Below are 18116 nucleotides of genomic sequence, written 5' to 3' on the forward strand. Positions count from 1 at the left end.
GAAGTACGGGGGTTGCTGAGCTGTCAGAGGTACGGGCGTTGGGCGCGCTTGCCGTCGCGGTACTCCTCGTACGCCTTGCGCGTGGACTCCAGCTCGGAGACCTCGCTGACCGGCACGTCCCACCACGCGGAACTCGGCGGGTTGGGCCCGGTCAGGTCGGTGACGACGTGCACCACCGTGGTGCGCTCCGCCTCCTTGGCCCGGACGAAGGCGTCCCGGAACTCCGCCACCGTCGTCGCCCGCAGCACGTCCGCGCCGAGGCTCGCCGCGTTCGCCGCCAGGTCCACCGGCAGCGGCCCGCCGTCCAGCTCGCCGGTGTCGGGGTTGCGTCCCGCGTACCGGGTGCCGAAGCGCTGCGAGCCGAGCGACTCCGACAGCGCGCCGATGGACGCGAAGCCGCCGTTGTCGACGAGGACGACGATCAGCTTCAGCCCCTCGGAGACCGCCGTGACGATCTCCTGGGAGAGCATCAGGTACGAGCCGTCGCCGACGAGGACGACGACCTCGCGCTCGGGGGCGGCGAGCTTCACGCCGAGTCCCGCGGCGATCTCGTAGCCCATGGTGGAGTAGGCGTATTCGACGTGGTACGCCTTCGGGTCCCGGGCCCGCCAGAGGGCCTGGAGGTCGCCGGGCATGGAGCCGGCGGCGTTGATGACGACGTCGCCGTCGCCGGCCAGGTCGTTGACGGCGCCGAGGATCTCCGTCTGCGCGGGCGGCGTGCCGTGGCCGCGCTCGGGGTGGTAGACGGCGTCGGTGGTGCGGCGCCAGGCGTCGGCGAGTTCGCGTACGCGCGCCCGGTGGGCGTCGTCGGCCTGCCAGTCGGCGAGTGCGGCGTCGAGCGCTTCGAGGCCCGCGCGGGCGTCCGCGACCAGCGGCTCGGCGGCGTGCTTGACGGCGTCGAGGCGGGCGACGTTGAGGTTGACGAACGCCACGTCGGGGCGGGCGAAGACGGTGCGGCTCGCGGTGGTGAAGTCGCTGTAGCGGGTGCCGACGCCGAGGACCACGTCGGCCTCGGCGGCCAGCGCGTTGGCGGCGGCGGTGCCGGTGGAGCCGAGCGCGCCGACGGCGCAGGGGTGGTCCCAGGGCACGGCGCCCTTGCCGGCGTGGGTGTCGGCGACGGGGATGCCGGTGCGGAGCGCGAAGGCCCGCAGTTCCTCCCACGCCTCGGAGTACACCGCGCCGCCGCCGGCGACGAGCAGCGGCCGGCGGGCGCCGCGGAGCAGCGCGACGGCGCGGGCCAGCGCCGCGGGTTCGGGTGCGGGGCGGGGCACGTGCCAGACGCGGCGGCGCAGGAACGCCACGGGCCAGTCGTACGCCTCGGCCTGCACGTCCTGCGGCAGCGCGAGGGTGACCGCGCCGGTCTCGGCGGGGTCGGTGAGCACCCGCATCGCGGCGAGTGCGGCGGGGATGAGCTGCTCGGGCCGGTCGACGCGGTCGAAGTAGGCGGAGACGGGGCGGAGCGCGTCGTTGACGGTCACGTCGCCGTTGCGCGGGTCCTCGAGTTGCTGGAGCACGGGGTCGGCGGCGCGGGTGGCGAAGACGTCGCCGGGGAGGAGGAGGACCGGCAGGCGGTTGGTGGTGGCGAGGGCGGCACCGGTGACCATGTTGGTGGCGCCGGGGCCGATGGAGGAGGTGCAGGCGTAGGTCTGGAGGCGGCCCGCCATCTTGGCGTACGCGGTGGCCGAGTGGACCATGGCCTGCTCGTTCCGCGCCAGGTGGTACGGGAGGTCCGCTTCTCCGGTACGGGCGGCCTGGAGCAGCGCCTGGCCGACGCCGGCGACGTTGCCGTGGCCGAAGATGCCCCACATGCCGGGGATGAGCCGGCGTTCGACGCCGTCGCGTTCGCTGTACTGGTTGGCCAGGAAGCGCACCAGCGCCTGGGCGGTGGTGAGCCTGACGGTCTCCATGTGCTCCGTGGTCGTCGCGTCGCTCATCGCGTCCCTCCTCCGAACGGCAGCCTCGGGTCGGTGTCCTGGTCGTCCCAGGTGCTGCGGATCCAGCCGTGTGCCGGGTCGTCGCAGATGAGCCAGGCCCGTTCGGCACCGGGGCCGGCCATGACGTTCAGGTAGTAGAGGTCGTAGCCGGGGACGGCCATGGAGGGGCCGTGCCAGCCGTGCGGGATGAGCACGGTGTCGCCGCTGCGTACCTCGGCGAGCACGTCCAGCGGGCGGTCCGCGGTGCCGTAGACGCGCTGGTAGGCCATGCCGGGGCCGCCGTGGGGGCCTTCGGCGACCTCGAAGTAGTAGATCTCCTCCAGCTCGCTCTCCTCGCCGGGGCGCGCCTCGTCGTGCTTGTGCGGCGGGTAGGAGGACCAGTTGCCGCCGGGGGTGAGGACCTCGCAGACGAGGAGCCGGTCGGCGTCGAAGGTCTGGGGGAGGCAGTAGTTGTGGACCTGGCGGCTGCAGGTGCCGGCGCCGCGGAGTTCGACGGGTACGCCGGCGGCCGGCCCGTAGCGTACGGGCAGGCGCCGTTCGCAGCGGGCGGAGGGGAGCGCGAAGCGGCCGCCGCCGGGGCTGCTGATGCGGACGTCGGTGTCGCGGGGGACGTAGGCGAAGTCGGTGGGGTCGCCGAAGACGCCGGCGCGGCCGGTGAGGTCGAGGCGCGTGCCGTCGGCTTCGACGGTGCAGCCGCCGGCCAGGGGGAGGACGAGGTGCTCGGCGTCGCCGGTGGCGAGGGTGTGGCTCCGGCCGGGGGCGAGTTCGAGGATGCGCAGGCCGGAGTAGCCCCAGCCGGCGGTCGTGGGGGTGATGGCGGTGCGGTACGGGCCGGAGGCGGCGGCGCCGCCGGGGACGTACAGCCTGTCGTCGGTCTCGTCGGTGTGGGTCACAGCAGGCTCACCGCCCGGTCGACGGCCCCGCTGACGTCGCCGTCGGCGGGGTAGAGCAGCGAGCGGCCCACGACGAGCCCCTGCACGCCGGGCAGCCGCAGCGCGCCGCGCCAGGCGTCGAAGACGGCGCGCTGTCCTTCGGCGCCGCCGGTGTCGCCGCCGAGGAGGAGCACGGGCAGGGTGGTGGCGGCGACGACGCGCTCCATGTCGGGGACGACGGGCAGCTTGAGCCAGGTGTAGGCGCTGCGCCGGCCGAGTCCCGAGGCGATCGAGACGGAGGTGACGACGGCGTCGGGGGAGAGGTCGTTGCGTACGCGGCCGTCCTGCCAGCGGGAGAGGAAGGGCTCGACCATGGCGATGAGCCGCCGGTCGGCGAGGGCGTCGACGGCGCGGGCGCTGGATTCGAGGGTGGCCGCGGTGGCGGGGTCGTCGAGGGCGATGCGGGTGAGCATCTTGCCGCCGTCGAAGCCCATGGCGGCGATGGTCTCCGCGTCGTAGCCGGTGAAGCGGTCGTCTATCTCGAAGGAGGAGCCGGCGAGGCCGCCCCGGTTCATGGAGCCGAAGACGGACTTGCCGTCGAGGACGCCGAGGAGGAGGAGGTCTTCGAGGATGTCGGCGGTGGCGAGGACGCCGGTGACGCCGGGGCGTTCGAGGGCGAGGCAGAGCCGTTCGAGGAGGAGCCCGCGGTCGGCCATGGCGTGGGCGTCGCCGCCGACGGCGTTGGCGCCGCGTGCGGGGTGGTCGGCGGCGATGATCATGGCCCGGCCCGGGTCGCCGTCGCCGAGGGGCGAGGCCGCGGGGCGGCGGGCCGCTGCCGCGGCGGCGATGGCCTCGGGGTGGTGGACGCGGGTGGCGGTGAGGTCGCCGGTCTTGTCAACGGTCATGCCTGGGTCTCCGGGGAGTGGGCGCGTACGCGCGTGGGTGCGGTCGTGGCTGCGGTGCGGACTTCGATCGTCGCACTGCTCGACCGTGAACGCCGCGTACGCTGCGTGCGCGTGCTGTCACTGGGGCTGCCTGCCCTGGGGCGGGTGCGTCGGGGAGGCGGGGGGCGTGGGGGGCGGGGTGGGGTCACGCCCGGGTCTCCGCCGCGCGCAGCCTGGCCTCCACCTGTGCCGCCGTGGGCATCGCGTCGGAGCACGCGAGTTCACCCGCCACGTGGGCTCCGGCGGCGTTGGCGAAGGCGATGGTGCGGTCCAGTTGCCAGCCTTCCAGCATGCCGTGGATGAGGGCGCCGCCGAAGGCGTCGCCGGCGCCGAGGCCGTTGACGACCTCGACGGGCACGGGGGGTACTTCCGCTTCCGCGCCGTCGCGGTGGACGGCGAGGACGCCGCGGGGGCCCTGTTTGACGACGGCGAGTTCGACGCCCGTCGCCAGCAGGGCCCGCGCGGCGGCGCGCGGTTCCCGCTCCCCCGTCGCGACCGCGCACTCCTCCAGGTTGCCGACGGCGACCGTGGCGTGGGCCAGCGCCTGCCGGTACAGCCCGCGGGCGAGTCCGTCTGCGGACGCGCCCGCCCCCTCGGGCCAGAACATGGGGCGCCAGTCGAGGTCGAAGACGGTGTGTGCCGTCCGGCCCCGGGCTTCGAGCGCCGCGAGCGTCGCGGTCCTGGAGGGTTCTTCGCTCAGTCCGGTGCCGGTCATCCAGAAGACGCGGGCGGCCCGTACGGCGTCCATGTCCAGCTCGTCCACCGCGAGGTCCAGGTCCGGTGCCTTGGGGTAGCGGTAGAAGTAGAGCGGGAAGTCGTCCGGCGGGAAGATCTCGCAGAACGTGACGGGTGTGGGCAGTGCCGGTGAGGTGCCGACGAAGTCGGTGCCGACCCCGTATCCGCGCAGCGCGTCGCGGATGAAGGTGCCGAAGGGGTCGGCGCCCGTCTTCGTGATCACCGCCGCGCCGTGCCCGTAGCGGGCGGCGGCGACGGCGACGTTGGTGGCGCTCCCGCCGAGGTATTTGCCGAAGGTGCTGACCTCCGCGAGGCCGACGCCGGTCTGGAGCGGATAGATGTCCACTCCGACGCGCCCCATGGTCACCACGTCGTACGGCTTCGGCTTCGGCACTGCCACTCCCAACTCTCTTACTCCTTCACTGCTCCGGTGAGCATTCCCTCGATGAACCGCCGCTGCAGCGCTATGTAGACGACCACGACGGGCAGTGCGATGAGCACGGCCGCGGCGGCGAGCAGCGAGGTGTCGGAGGTCTGCTGTCCCTGGAAGAAGGCCAGTCCCAGCGGTACGGTGCGCAGTCCTTCTTCACTGATCATGACCAGCGCCATGAGGAACTCGTTCCAGGTCCACATGAAGGTGATGACGATCATGGTGGTGATCGCCGGCCGCCCCATGGGGACGAGGATCCGCCACAGCGTCGTGAAGCTGTTCGCGCCGTCGACGCGGGCCGCTTCCATGACGGATTGTGCGCTGTTGCGGAAGTAGGTCCGCATCCAGAACACGCCGAACGCGAGGGACTGCGCGGTCTGCGGCAGGATCAGCGCCCAGTACGTGTCGGTGATCTCGTAGTGCCGCAGGTCGAAGTAGAGCGGTACGACCAGCGCTTCCTGCGGCAGCGTGAGGCCGATGACGAACACGTAGAAGAGGACGTTGGAGCCGGGGAAGCGCATCACCCCGAAGGCGTACGCGGCCAGGATCGACAGGACGGTCGCGACGGTGACCACGACCACGGCCACCAGGATCGAGTTTCCGAGGTACTTGCCGAAGTTGCCCTGGCTCCAGGCGTCGGAGAAGTTGCTCCAGCTCAGGCCGGACTCGGGCAGCGAGAAGCCGGTGTTGAGCGAGCCCTTCTCGCCGAACGCGGTCGACAGGATGCCGATGACGGGCGTCAGGGAGATGACGGCGAAGATCGACAGGATGCCGTACGTGAAGGTGCGTTCGATCTTGGTGCTCATGAGCGCCGCCCTTCGACGAGCCGGGAGACCGTGACGGTCAGGGTGAAGATCAGCACGGTGAGCGCGACGCCCACGGCGGCGGCGGAACCGACCTGGTTCAGCTCGAAGGCGCGGTGGTAGACCTCGTACGCCGGTACGGAGGTGGCCTCGCCGGGCCCGCCGCTCGTCATGACGTAGATGAGGTCGAAGTTGCGCAGTCCGGCGACGATCGTCAGGGTCAGCGCGACGGCTATCTCGGCGCGCAGCGCCGGCAGCGTGACGGCGAAGAACTCGCGGAACGCGCCCGCGCCGTCCAGCCGTGCGGCCTCGTACAGCTCCTTGGGGATGCGCTGGGCACCCGCGAGGAAGAGGACGAGACAGAGACCGGTCATGACCCAGGTGCCGACGATGCCGACGGCGGGCAGCGCCCAGTCGTAGTCGCCGAGCCAGGGCCGGGCCAGGGAGTCCAGGCCCACGGCGCGCAGGACGTCGTTGAGGAGCCCGTCGGGCGCGAGGATGGACTGCCACGCGACGCCGACGACGACCATCGCCAGCACCTGCGGCAGGAACAGCACGGTGCGGAAGAACGTCATGCCGCGTATGCGTATGCGCGACATGGCGGCCGCGAGCAGCAGGCCGATGCAGACAGGGAGCAGCGAGTAGAAGATCAGCAGCACGAGTGCGTGCCCGAAGGGGGCGCGCAGCGACGGGTCGGTGAATATGTCGGAGTAATTGGAGAACCCGGCGGAGGTGGCCCGGGTGAGGCCGTCCCAGTGGAGGAACGACAGCCAGACGGACTGCCCGAAGGGGACGAGCAGGAAGAGCGCGTAGATGACGAGCGCGGGCAGGACGTACAGGTATCCGACCGCGCGTGGTTCGCCCGGCGCGCGGCGGCCGTAGCCGGCGGTGAGGGACTTCATCACGACCCCGCAGGCTCGGAGCCGGCGCCGTCGCCGCGCTGCTTCTCCATGAACGGCCCGTAGTCGTCCTGGAGCTTCTTCGCGAAGCCGTCGGGCGACGTCTTGCCGGCGATGAGGTCCTGGAGTCCCGCGGAGACGGTGTCGTAGAACGTCGGCGTCGAGTAGTCCAGGTACGGGACGAGAGCGTCGTCGGCGTTGAGCCGCTTCCAGGCGGCGATCATCTGGCCGTCGGGGCTGTCGGGGTCGACTTCGTCGGCCGCCTTGCCGGGTACGGCCGGCAGGACGCCGTTCTCCGTCATGACGTCCGCGGCGTGCTCGTCGGTGATGAAGTCGAGGTACGCGGCGGCGACGTCGGGGTGCGCGGACTTGGACGTGACGGACCACGACAGGCCCTGGCCGCCGGTGGTGGTCGGGTTGCCGCCCTCGCTGGCGGGCGGCGGCGCCATGACGCCGAGATTGTCGCCCATGGGCTTCTTCAGGTCGGCCTGCAGCCAGGTGCCGGCGATCAGGTAGCCGCCCTCGCCGTCGGCGAACTGCTTGTAGGAGTCGTCGTAGCCGCGGCCGTTGGCGTCCTTGGGCAGGTAGCCCTTGTCGATCCAGTCGGCGAGTTCGGCGGCGGCGTCCTTCGTGTACGCGTTGTCGAAGCCGTCACCGCGGCCGAGGACGGTGTCGCGCGCCTCGGCGGCGCCGTGCTGGTCATGGAGCACGCCGAAGTTGTGGATGGCGGGCCACTGGTCGAGGTTGCCGAACTGGATGGGCAGTTCGCCCTCGTCCTTGAGGGTGGCGAGGCTGTCCGTGAACTCCTTCCAGGTCTTCGGCGGCTCGATGCCCGCGTCGGCCAGCTTCTCCTTGTTGTAGTAGACGCCGATGAACTCGCCGGTCTGGGAGATGCCGTAGAGCCTGCCGGTGCCGAACTGCTTGCCGTCGGCGGAGACCCGGTTGAGGTTCAGCAGGGTGTTGGGATAGCGCGTGTTCCAGTCGTAGACGCCCGCGTAGTTGTCGAGCGGCATGAGGAGCCCGGCCTGCACGAAGGCGACCATGTCGGGGTAGCCCTGGTTGGCCTGGACGATGTCCGGCGGCTTGTTGCCCGACAGGGCGAGCTTCAGCGTCGTCTTGAGGTCGTCGAAGCTCCGGGAGACCCGCTTGATCTTGACGTTCGGGTACTTCTCCTGGAACTCCTTGTTGAGCTGCTCCAGCTCGGCGTTGGTGCCGCCGCGGACCTCCTGGTCCCATACGGTCAGCGTCACGTTCCCCGCCTTCGCCGGGTCCGGTACGCCGCCCGCGCCGCCGGCGCCCCCGCCATCGACGGCGCCGGAGCCGTCGGTGCCGGGCACGCAGCCGGCGGCTATCACGGCAAGTCCCGCGGCGAGCGCGGCGGGCACGAGTGCCTTGGTCCGCCGTCTACCGCCGCCCTTGTTGCGCAATCCCATCAGAACTCCTTCGTTCTACTCGTCCCGGAAGCCGATGGTCGGGATGGCCCGCCGGCGCGGCCGCTGCCGCGCCAGGGCCGGGACCAGGCCGTCCAGGAAGTCGTACCGCCGGGCCACCTCGGCGGCGTCCGCGTCGCCCGCCTTGGCACGGGCGGCGGCCTCGATCCACCACGCGGCCACCTCCGTCCAGTCGGGCGCGGAGAGCGAGCCGCCGAAGTGCTGTACGGACAGCGCGGCGGTGAGGTTGGCGAAGGCGAGCCGGTCGGCGAGCGGCCAGCCCGCCAGTGTTCCGGTCATGAAGCCGGCGACGAACACGTCGCCGGCACCGGTGGGGTCGAGGGCGTCCACGAGGAGGCCGGGGACGTCGGCGGTCTCGCCGCTGACGCCGTCGACGGCGACGGCGCCGTCGGGGCCCTTGGTCACCACGGCGATCGGCACCAGCTCGGCGAGCGCGCGTACCGCCTGCTCCGGGGATTCGGTGCGGGTGTACTGCATCGCCTCGGCGGCGTTGGGCAGGAAGGCGTGGCTGTAGCGGAGCCCGGTCAGCGCGTTGAGGTCCCAGCGGCCGGTCTCGTCCCAGCCGACGTCGGAGAAGACGCGGGAGCCCTGCGCGTGCGCCTGCCGTACCCACTCCTCGTCCCGGCCCGCCTCCAGCGAGGCCACGACGGAGCGGGCGCGCGGGAGCGTGGCGCAGACGGGGGGCGGCGCGGGGTGCTCGTGCGTCACCATGGTGCGCTCGCCCTCGTACGCCATGGAGACCGTGACCGGCGAGTGCCAGCCGGCCAGCCGCCGCGACGGGCTGAGGTCGACGCCTTCGCTCTCGGAGAGGCTCTCCCAGCAGTAGTCGCCGTAGAGGTCGGTGCCGAAGCTCGCGCTGAGCGTGGTGCGCAGCCCGAGGCGGGCGAGCGCGGTGGCCATGTTCGCGATGCCGCCCGGGCTCGAGCCCATGCCGCGGGCCCAGTTCTCGCTGCCGCGCACGGGCGCGCCTTCGAGTCCGGTGAAGACGATGTCCATGAACACGGTGCCGGTGAGGAGAACGTCGTGCTCAGGATCGCCGGGAGCGCGTGTGCCCGCCAGCGGGTCGATCGCTGTGCGGACCGCCGAGGGTGTGCTCAACGGCGTGTCCTTCCTGCTCGTGGTTCACATTGAGCGACACCTTGCACCGCCGCGACGGAATTTGCAAGAGGTCACTCACACTCGCGCAAACTCGCTCACGTGGAGTACATTGCGGTCCATGCTGCGAGAGACGCGCCACGAGAAGCTGCTCAGCATCCTCGGCGACGAGGGCGTGCTGCCCGTACGGGACATCGCCAAGCGGCTCGGCGTCAGCGAGGCCACGGCCCGCCGCGACCTCACCGAACTGGGCCGCGCCGGCCGCCTCACCCGGGTCTACGGCGGCGCCGTGGCGGCCCGCGCGGACGACGAGAGACCCTTCGCCGAGGTCGCGGACGACGACCCCGGCGGCCGGGAGGCGGTCGCCGCCCGCGCCGCCGAGCTGATCGAGGACGGCGACGTGGTGCTACTCGACATCGGCACCACCACGCTGGCCCTGGCCCAGCGGCTGCGCGGCCGCCCTGTGACGATCGTCACCAGCAATCTCGCGGTCTACGAGGAACTCCGCGACGACCACGCGGTCACCCTGATCCTGCTCGGCGGCGAGGTCCGGCGGAACTACCGCTCGGTCGTCGGCGTACTCACCGAGTCCAACCTCCGTGAGCTCTACGTCGGCCGCCTCTTCCTCGGCGCCAGCGGCATCCTCCCCGACGGCAGCGTGCTGGACAGCACCCACGTCGAGGTCCCGGTCAAGCGCGCCATGATCAAGGCGTCCCGGCAGGTGGTGCTCCTCGCCAGTGCGGGCAAGTTCCCCGGCGACTCGGGGCTCGTCCGCATCTGCGGCCCCGAGGACGTGCACATGCTCATCACGAACACGTCATCGGACCCGGTGACCCTCGCCGCCTTCGGTGAGGCCGGTGTGGAGGTAGTCACGGTTTGACGTCCATCACCCCGGCCGGCGTGGATCGCCGCTCGTCTCACCCGGAAAGGAGGAGATCGCGTTGAGGTTCGCGGCTCACAGGCCCGGCTCCCCGGGTAGTACCCTCCCCGCGCAGCACCACCGCCCGCCCGGCGGCTGTGCCGGTGTCGACCGCGGCATGACGGATGTTGACCGCGGCGTTGACGTCGGCATGGCCGCGATGCCCGCATCGGCGGCAGGCGAAGGTCGCTTGGCTCTCGCGATTCTCCGGGACCCGCACCGCGCCCACCCTGCGCGACAGTCTGCGCACGTCCCGGGGCTGGACCGCGACGATCCGAAACCCCTGGTGCACCCCTGCCTTGCGCCAGGTCGGCCTGCCATGCGTACCGGCGAAGGAGTCGGTCATCGCCTGCGCGAAGTCCCGCAGCGCCTGCTGCTGCACCATCTGCGACCCGGCCGCCAGCCACGGACTCGCTGCCCCCGCCTCGGTCAACTGCCGTGCCTGCGCCGCGAATCCGGGCGCCGGTCCCCTCCGGGGCGTCCACCAGGAGTGCTGCTCCACGGCCAGGTTCCAGACGGATCGCGCATGCCGGCAGTGCTCGGTGAGCAGCACCTCCTGCGCACGCGTCGGACCAAGCCGGAACCGTGACATGACGACAACCTACGCATCCCCACTGACAACGCGACACGCAAGAGATGGCGGCACCCGACCGCGGGCATACATCCCGTCTCGGTGCAAGCCCGTGATCTGCACCCAAGGAGTAATCGGATGAGGCTGACAGTGCTGGGCGGTGGCGGGTTCCGCGTGCCGCTGGTGTTCCGGGCCCTGCTCGAAGACAGCGGTGACGAGTCGGGGCGGTGCACCGAGTTCGTCCTGTACGACACGGAGCCGCGGCGCCTGGAAGCCATCGGCGCCGTCCTCGCGCAGCACGCGGCGGACGGGGAGGCCAGAGGCGCCCGGCCGCCGGCGGTCCGTACCACCACCGATCTCGACGACGCCCTGCGCGACACGGACTTCGTCTTCTCCGCCATCCGCGCCGGCGGCCTTGAGGGCCGCAGCCGTGACGAACGCGCCGCGCTCACCGAGGGGTTGCTCGGCCAGGAGACCGTCGGCGCCGGCGGCGTCCTGTACGGGCTGCGCTCCGTACCCGCCGCCATGCACATCGCCGAGCGGGTCGCGGCCGTCGCCCCGAACGCCTGGGTCATCAACTTCACCAACCCCGCGGGCATGGTCACCGAGGCCATGCAGCGCCTCCTCGGCGACCGCGTCATCGGCATCTGCGACTCCCCCGTCGGCATGGCCCGCCGCGCCGCCCGCGCCCTGGGCGTCGACCCGGATCGCACCGAGCTCGACTACGTGGGCCTCAACCACCTCGGCTGGCTGCGCCGCATCCTCGTCGACGGCGAGGACCGCCTCCCGGCGCTGCTCGCCGACCCGGCCACGCTGGAGTCCTTCGAGGAGGGCAAGCTCTTCGGCGCCGAGTGGCTGCAGGCGCTGGGCTCGCTGCCCAACGAGTACCTGCACTACTACTACTTCAACCGCGAGGCCATCGCCGCCCTGCGCGACGCGCCCGCGACCCGCGGCGAGTTCCTGCGCGAGCAGCAGGCGGCGTTCTACGCCGCGGCGGCCGCCGACCCGGGCGAGGCGGCGGCGGTGTGGGAGCGCACGCGCAAGGAGCGCGAGGCGACGTACATGGCGGAGAGCCGGGAGAGCACCGGCGGCTGGCAGCGCGACACGTGCGACCTCGACGGCGGCGGCTACGACCGGGTCGCGCTGGCCCTGATGCGCGCCATCTCCCGCGACGAGCACGCCACCCTGATCCTCAACGTCCCCAACCGCACCACGATCCCGGGTCTGGACGCGGAGGCGGTCATCGAGGTCCCCTGCCGCGTGGACGCCCAGGGCGCCCACCCGTTCCCGACGCGCCCGGCGGCGGCGGACCAGTTGGGCCTCATGCTGACGCTGAAGGACGTGGAGCGCGCCACGATCGCGGCGGCGGACACGGGCAGCCGCGCGAAGGCCCTCCGGGCGGTGGCCCTGCACCCCCTGGTCGACTCGGTGAACGCGGCCGACCGCATCCTGACGTCCCGCGGCATCTGACAGCCCCGCCGGCCCGAGGGGGCGGCCGGAGGGGACAGCCGGGCACGGGGGCCCGAGGGGGGCGGCCCGGCACGGGGGCGCCGGTCGGCGGGACCGGCGCCCCCTTCGGCGTCAAGGCAGCGAAGGTGGGTCACTCGTTCGAGGGGCGAGATCCGCGTTCCCGATGAATACGCTGGTCGTACGAGCGAGGATCCGTCGTATGGGAGCACCTGATATGAGCGTGGCACCGAAGAAGCCGGTGCACACGACCCCGGCATGGCCGATGCCGCCTTCCGGCGGCTATACGGCCGACGACCTGGACACGCTCCCCGACCTGCCTCCGCACACGGAGCTGATCGACGGGAGCCTCGTTTTCACGACGCCGCAGACCATTTTCCACAGCGTGACCATTCGCATGCTGGAGAACAGTCTCCTGCGTACAGTCCCGGACGACCTGGCGGTGCTACGCGAGATGACGGTCGTGATCAGCCGGCAGCAGCGGCCCGAGCCCGACCTCGTCGTGGTCCGGAGGACGCGGCGACGACACTTGCGCAGACCAGTTTCCAGGCCCAGGACGTGCTCCTCGCCGTCGAGGTCGTCTCGCCCGAATCCGTCGACCGGGACCGGGAGACCAAGCCGCTGAAGTACGCGAAGGCGGGCATTCAGCACTTCTGGCGGGTCGAGAGAAAGCGCGAGCAAGCAGTCGTGCACGTTTACCAGTTGGACGATGCCACCCGGAACTACATGCTCACGGGAATTCACACGGACCGGCTGAAGCTCTCGCTCCCGTACGAGATCGACATCGACCTCACCCTCAGCTACTGACCGGCCGGGCCGCTGCGGGTCGGCTCCGCCCAGGGGCGGCAGACCCGCGTGACCAGGACTTTCCAGCCCTCCGCCAGCGCCCCGAGGTAGCGCGTGGCCTCCCCCTCCTCCGGGGCGGGCGTCGCGACGTAGAGCAGCACCGGGCCCTCCAATGCCCCGGTGAGTTGCAAGGTCAGGGCGTCGAGGTGGTCCGCGGCCACGCCTGACTGTTCCAGCAGCAGGCGGATGTGTACCTGCGTCAGCCCCGGCAGCGCCACCGGTACGGGCCGGTTCTTGCCCAGCGCCGCGCGCGCCACCGCGTGGTGGTCGATCAGGAACGTGATGCGGCCCTGGCCGTACGCGATCAGCCGGTCCACCGGATCGCCCCCCGGGCCCAGCGGCGGCGGGCCGGAGAGCACGCGCTGCTGGAAGCCGCGTTCCTCCTCGTCCAGGAGCGCGACGAAGATCCCCGCCCGCGTACGGAAGCGGCGGTAGACCGTGCCCTTCCCCACCCCGGCCCGCTCCGCGAGGCCGTCCATCGTCACGTTCTCGGCGCCCTCCTCGGCGATCATCCGGCGGGCCGTATCCAGCAGCAGCCTGCGGTTTCGTGCCGCGTCCGCGCGCTCCGCGCGGGGTCGCCCCAGGGGGATCAGGTCACCGTCCACGGTCGCCACCGTATCGTCAGGAATATAACCGGGGTAAAGTCCGCTTATGCTGGTTCGCGAGTCCGGCGCAACACGCGCAACCCCCTGCATACGGAGACGAACCCCTATGAAGCTCTTCCGCATCGACGCCAGCATCCTCCCCGGCTCCTCCGCCTCGGCCGAGATAGCCGACACCGTCCAGGCCGAATGGGCCCGCACCCACCCCGGCACCCCGGTGGAGCGCCGCCACCTCGGCACCGCCCCGCTCCCCGCCGACGCCTGGGCGCTGGCGACCACCGCCGGCTTCACCCCCGCCCCCGAGCGCACCCCCGCGCAGCTCCAGGCCATGGAGCTGGCCGCCGCGCTCGCCGCGGAGCTGGACCGCGCCGACGCCGTCCTGCTCGCCGTCCCGCTCTACAACTACGGCGTCTCCCAGCACTTCAAGGTCTGGGCCGACCTGGTCATCAACGCCGCCGGGCCCACCACCCCCGTGCTCAAGGAGAAGCCCACCGTGCTGGTCACCAGCAAGGGCGGCGGCTACCAGCCGGGCGCGCCCCGGGCGGGCTGGGACCACTCGACCCCGTATCTGCGGCGGGTCCTGGTCGACCTGTGGCAGGCCGATCTCACCGTGATCGAGCGCGAGTTGACGCTGGCGGCCAGCACCCCCGGCATGGAGGCGCTGCGCGAGGAGGCCGCGCGGGTGCACGAGGAGGCGCTTCAGGCCGCGCGGGGCGCGGGGCGGGTCCTGGCGGACGCGGCGGCGCGCGCGTGAGGAGGGCGGCGGGGCGCGGGCGGGCCGGTTGCGGGTGCCGTACGTGAGGCGCGGGACCGCGTACCGTACGGCCCGCGCGCGCTCCGCGCCCCTGCCGCCCGCGGCCCCGCGCGTACGTACGGCACGGCCCCGTACGTACGCCCCACGCGCACCGCGCGCCCCGCGGTCGTAGCCCGTTTCGGTCATCCGCCCCGCCGCGCGGCGGGGCGGGCTCCCGCTCACCTCCCGGTGATCACACAATCCCTTCGTCGTCGCTCCACCCGCTCCACCGCCGAAGGGGATCCGCGTGCCGTACGTGAGTCGCAGGACCGCCGTCACCGCCACGACCTGGCTCGCCGCCGTCGTCGTCCTCGGGCCCACCGCCGGGTCCGCCGCCTCCGCGGCCGGGGAGGACTGCTTCGACCGCCGCACCCAGCCGTACACCTCGGTCGTCGACGGGCACCTGCACTTCCGGCCCTTCGGCGGCGAGGCCGTCCCGTTCCGCGAGGTGGTCGGCTACCTCAAGCGCACCGGCGTACGGCACGCCGGCGTCTTCGGCATCGGGCAGAAGCTGCCGGTGGACTCCCCCTGCACCTACTACCTGGACTGCCCCGGCACGCCCGTGCTCCCCAGCATCAAGAACGACTTCGTCAACGCCGAGAACGTCGTCGAGCACAAGCAGGAGGACGTCGACCTGGCCCTGTCCATGACGTACCCGGACCTCGCCCACCCGGAGACCGTCGTGGGCGGGATGCGGCAGCTCGACAGGGAGTTCCCGGGGATGTTCCAGTGGATGGGCGAGGTCAACCTCATCAAGCAGGCCCTGCTGCCCAACAAGCACGAGCCCGCGGACGAGGCGGACATCACCGGCTGGGCGCCGTTCATGGCCGAGCTGCGCCGCCGCGACATGCCGATCACCATCCACTCCGACCTCGGCAACGACCGGGACCCGACGCGGTATCTGCACCTGATGGAGCGCGTGCTGCGGCTCTATCCGCACAACAAGATCGTCTGGGCGCACATGGGGCTCTCCAAGGAGCTGTCGGCCATGGACCCGGACGAGCACGTCGCCCTCATGGCGCGGCTCCTGGAGCGCCACCCGAACCTCACGCTCGACCTGAGCTGGCGGGTGCTGGAGGACATGTACTTCGGCAAGCCGGGGGTGCGGGCGAAGTACGCCGCGCTCTTCGACGCGTATCCGGAGCAGGCGATCCCGGGGACGGACTTCGTCGCGTCGCGGGACAAGAGCTTCGGGGTCTACAAGGAGGAGCTGGAGGTGACCAGCCGGATCAACAAGGCGATGGGCGACGAGGCGTTCCGGCGGATCGCGCTCGGGCAGAACTACTTCGACCTGCTGGGGATCAAGGAGCGCGCGCCGGAGATCTGCGAGGCGTAGCGCGTACGGGAACGACGGACGCGGGCGGTCAGCAGTTGATCAGCGGTGGGACGCCATCTGGTTGTCGCCGTGTCCGCCCGGTCCTGGCGCCGCTGTCGGGCGGGCCGCAGATCGTCCGACTCGTACTGCTACCGCTGTGGAGCGTCCGGTGGCGGGGTGCCCGACTGGATGTGAATGCCGTCCGCTGCGTGGAAGTCGCGCCCCTGGACGACGGGGCCGTACCAGACCTGGCCGCTGACGCTGTTGCTCACCGAGTCGGCGCCGTCTCCCGGCAGCGGCGGCAGTTCCTCGTGCCAGGTCTGCAGCGCGGCCCGGAACTCCCCGTCCAGCGCGGCCCGTACGGCCAGCGCCGTACTCAGCGCCTGCGCGCGCGCCTCGTCCGCCGGCTCCTCGGCGAGCCGCGTCAGCTCCGCCTCCGCGGAACTGCCCCCGGCGTCGTCCCCGCCGTCGCGCCGGAACGGCATCCGCACCAACCGTACGAGCCCCGCCCAGGCGTCCCGCCCCATCTCGCCGCCGGCCCCACCGGCGAGCGCCACGAGTAACCCCACAGAAACCGGATCCACCCCAACCACCCCATCCCCGGGTACGTCACGTCCCGCAAGAAGAGCGACGCACCGGCGCCCCTGCCGGGTTCCCGCCCCTCCCCAGGACGGGAACTCCCCACCCGCCGGGCAGAGCACGCCTGCGCCGGCCGACGGACCTTGTCGCCGGCCGGCGCAGGCGGGGTGCTCGTCAGGCGGGGACCCGGTCGTCCGGGGCGGGGGCCTTCTCCGGCTCGGTGCCGGGGGCGGCGTCGTCCTCGGACGGGGTCTCCACCCGGCGCGGGAGGGTCGCGGCCAGGGCGATCATCGCCACAGCCAGGGCCGCCGCCACGCCGAAGGCCAGCTTCATGCCGCTGACCTGGGCGGGGACCGGGGCCATGCCGGCGTCCACCAGGCTCGTGGCGCGGGACGACATCACCGTCACGACCAGCGCCGTCCCGAAGGCCGCCGCGACCTGCTGGAGGGTGCCGAGGATGGAGCTGCCGTAGGAGTAGAGGTGCGGGGGCAGCGCGCCCATGCCGAGGGTGAAGACCGGGGTGAAGGTCGCCGCCAGGCTGATCATGAGGATCACGTGCAGCGCGAGGATGAGCCCGTACGGCGTCGTCATGGAGATCTGGCTGTAGCCGAAGAGGGCCGCCGCGATGCCGGCCGAGCCCGGCACCACCAGACCGCGGCTGCCGAAGCGGTCGAACACCTTGCCCACCGTCGGGCCCAGCAGACCCATCGCCAGACCGCCCGGCATGACCAGCAGGCCGGTCTCCAGCGGGCTGAGGCCGCGGACGTTCTGCAGGTACAGGGGGAGCAGGATCATCGACCCCATCATCGCCAGGAAGCCGACGGACATGACGGCGAGCGACCGGGTGAAGGCCCCGTACCGCAGGGTCCGCAGGTCCATCAGCGGGGTGCCCTTGCGCTGGAGCCGGAGCTGGCGGAAGGCGAAGAGGCCGACGGCCACGAGGCCGGCCACGGCGATGCCGATGCCGGTGCTCCTGCGGTCGTGCTCGCCGATGAGGCTCAGCCCGTACACCAGGCCGCCGAAGCCGAGGGTCGCCACTCCGACGCTGACCCAGTCGATGGAGCTGACCTGCGGCTCGCCGATGTTCTCCAGCTTGCGCAGCCCGAAGACGGTCACCAGCGCGGCGATCGGCAGCACCACGACGAACAGCAGCCGCCACGAGCCGGCCTGGAGGATCACCCCGGACACGGTCGGGCCCAGCGCGGGGGCGGTGGACATCGCCAGGGTGACGTGGCCCATCACCTTGCCGAGGTGCTCCGAGGGCACCACCGCCATCAGGGTGGTCATGAGCAGCGGCATCATCACGGCGGTCCCGGCGGCCTGCACGATCCGGCCGGCCAGCAGCACGGCGAAGGTCGGGGCGACGGCCGACACGACGGTGCCGGCGAGGAACGTGCTCATGGCGACGGCGTACGCGCGCCGGGTGGTGACCCGCTGGAGGAACCAGCCCGTGACGGGGATCACGGTGGCCATGGTGAGCATGAACGCGGTGGACACCCACTGCGCCGCCTGCTCGGTGACGTCCATGGACTCCATCAGCCGCGGGATCGCGTTGATCATGATGGTCTCGTTGAGGATCACCACGAACGTCGCCAGCACCAGCAGCCGCACCACGGTCGGCGTCCGGCCTTCCGCCGCTTCGTCTGCGGAGAAACGTTTCGCTATCGCCACTCGCATGACAGCTCCTCGCTGGGGTTCCTGATCACAGTCACCTCGCAGCCGGGGGCCGCGGACTGGATGTCTCGGTCGTTCCACCAAGACAGACCGGCGGGCACGCCGGAACTCATCGGCGTACCAGAGTCGCACGCGGGACGGTGCCGCCGCCTCCCCATTTCGCCGCGGGCAGACGAGCGGACACGTG

At 72.0% G+C, this 18116-nt stretch carries 16 protein-coding genes and 1 pseudogene; 5 read left to right on the top strand and 12 right to left on the bottom strand.

The genetic code is table 11. The features are described 5' to 3' along the window. Positions 1 to 23: 23 nt before the first annotated feature. The 8 genes from iolD to FB457_RS23745 form a co-directional block, all read right to left on the bottom strand. Positions 24 to 1907, bottom strand: a complete 1884-nt coding sequence (iolD, locus tag FB457_RS23710; RefSeq protein WP_145783264.1) for a 3D-(3,5/4)-trihydroxycyclohexane-1,2-dione acylhydrolase (decyclizing) — start codon at positions 1905 to 1907, stop codon at positions 24 to 26. A 23-nt stretch (positions 1908 to 1930) separates the two neighbouring features. Beyond that, on the bottom strand, positions 1931 to 2827 hold the full coding sequence (gene iolB, locus FB457_RS23715) for a 5-deoxy-glucuronate isomerase (protein WP_047016381.1): 897 nt from the start codon (positions 2825 to 2827) through the stop codon (positions 1931 to 1933). Next, positions 2824 to 3711: a Cgl0159 family (beta/alpha)8-fold protein gene (locus FB457_RS23720; protein WP_125935482.1), complete on the bottom strand. Its 888-nt coding sequence runs from the start codon at positions 3709 to 3711 to the stop codon at positions 2824 to 2826. Before FB457_RS23720 ends, iolB begins: the two co-directional genes overlap by 4 nt. Before the next feature lie 184 nt (positions 3712 to 3895). Then, complete coding sequence (gene iolC, locus FB457_RS23725) at positions 3896 to 4885, bottom strand: 5-dehydro-2-deoxygluconokinase (RefSeq protein WP_301540170.1); 990 nt, start codon at positions 4883 to 4885, stop codon at positions 3896 to 3898. Positions 4886 to 4896: 11 nt separating this feature from the next. Then, entirely contained in the window at positions 4897 to 5721 is an 825-nt protein-coding gene (locus tag FB457_RS23730; protein WP_047016383.1) for a carbohydrate ABC transporter permease, read from the bottom strand. Continuing rightward, positions 5718 to 6620: a carbohydrate ABC transporter permease gene (locus FB457_RS23735; RefSeq protein WP_047016384.1), complete on the bottom strand. Its 903-nt coding sequence runs from the start codon at positions 6618 to 6620 to the stop codon at positions 5718 to 5720. Before FB457_RS23735 ends, FB457_RS23730 begins: the two co-directional genes overlap by 4 nt. Next, entirely contained in the window at positions 6620 to 8050 is a 1431-nt protein-coding gene (locus FB457_RS23740; RefSeq protein ID WP_486589117.1) for a type 2 periplasmic-binding domain-containing protein, read from the bottom strand. The genes FB457_RS23735 and FB457_RS23740 overlap by 1 nt, the downstream gene beginning before the upstream one ends. Before the next feature lie 15 nt (positions 8051 to 8065). Next, complete coding sequence (locus FB457_RS23745; RefSeq protein ID WP_145783183.1) at positions 8066 to 9166, bottom strand: carbohydrate kinase family protein; 1101 nt, start codon at positions 9164 to 9166, stop codon at positions 8066 to 8068. Between the two features lie 118 nt (positions 9167 to 9284). Between FB457_RS23745 and FB457_RS23750 the strand changes: the two genes are divergently transcribed. Then, positions 9285 to 10043, top strand: a complete 759-nt coding sequence (locus tag FB457_RS23750; RefSeq protein WP_047016386.1) for a DeoR/GlpR family DNA-binding transcription regulator — start codon at positions 9285 to 9287, stop codon at positions 10041 to 10043. Between the two features lie 37 nt (positions 10044 to 10080). Here FB457_RS23750 and FB457_RS23755 read toward each other — a convergent pair whose 3' ends face one another. Then, a complete protein-coding gene (locus FB457_RS23755; RefSeq protein WP_078898272.1) occupies positions 10081 to 10674 on the bottom strand; it encodes a zinc ribbon domain-containing protein in 594 nt (197 codons plus the stop codon). Between the two features lie 117 nt (positions 10675 to 10791). Here FB457_RS23755 and FB457_RS23760 point away from each other — a divergent pair, with 117 nt between their 5' ends. Together FB457_RS23760 and FB457_RS23765 are read left to right on the top strand one after the other, a co-directional pair. Further along, entirely contained in the window at positions 10792 to 12123 is a 1332-nt protein-coding gene (locus FB457_RS23760) for a family 4 glycosyl hydrolase (RefSeq protein ID WP_186462037.1), read from the top strand. 214 nt (positions 12124 to 12337) lie between these two features. Further along, a pseudogene (locus tag FB457_RS23765) lies at positions 12338 to 12927 on the top strand (Uma2 family endonuclease). Here FB457_RS23765 and FB457_RS23770 read toward each other — a convergent pair. Next, on the bottom strand, positions 12921 to 13580 hold the full coding sequence (locus tag FB457_RS23770; protein WP_145783185.1) for a TetR family transcriptional regulator: 660 nt from the start codon (positions 13578 to 13580) through the stop codon (positions 12921 to 12923). The pseudogene FB457_RS23765 and the gene FB457_RS23770 sit on opposite strands and share 7 nt — an antisense overlap. Before the next feature lie 97 nt (positions 13581 to 13677). Here FB457_RS23770 and FB457_RS23775 point away from each other — a divergent pair, with 97 nt between their 5' ends. Next, positions 13678 to 14322: an FMN-dependent NADH-azoreductase gene (locus FB457_RS23775; RefSeq protein WP_047016390.1), complete on the top strand. Its 645-nt coding sequence runs from the start codon at positions 13678 to 13680 to the stop codon at positions 14320 to 14322. Between the two features lie 286 nt (positions 14323 to 14608). Further along, the gene (locus FB457_RS23780) at positions 14609 to 15697 is read left to right on the top strand and encodes an amidohydrolase family protein (RefSeq protein WP_047016391.1); all 1089 of its coding nucleotides are present in this window, start codon (positions 14609 to 14611) and stop codon (positions 15695 to 15697) included. A 128-nt stretch (positions 15698 to 15825) separates the two neighbouring features. Here FB457_RS23780 and FB457_RS23785 read toward each other — a convergent pair whose 3' ends face one another. Together FB457_RS23785 and FB457_RS23790 are read right to left on the bottom strand one after the other, a co-directional pair. Continuing rightward, positions 15826 to 16245: a hypothetical protein gene (locus FB457_RS23785; protein ID WP_486589118.1), complete on the bottom strand. Its 420-nt coding sequence runs from the start codon at positions 16243 to 16245 to the stop codon at positions 15826 to 15828. Positions 16246 to 16429: 184 nt separating this feature from the next. After that, on the bottom strand, positions 16430 to 17932 hold the full coding sequence (locus FB457_RS23790; RefSeq protein ID WP_047016393.1) for an MDR family MFS transporter: 1503 nt from the start codon (positions 17930 to 17932) through the stop codon (positions 16430 to 16432). Between the last annotated feature and the right edge of the window lie 184 nt (positions 17933 to 18116).

Source organism: Streptomyces sp. CNZ287 (assembly GCF_007827615.1).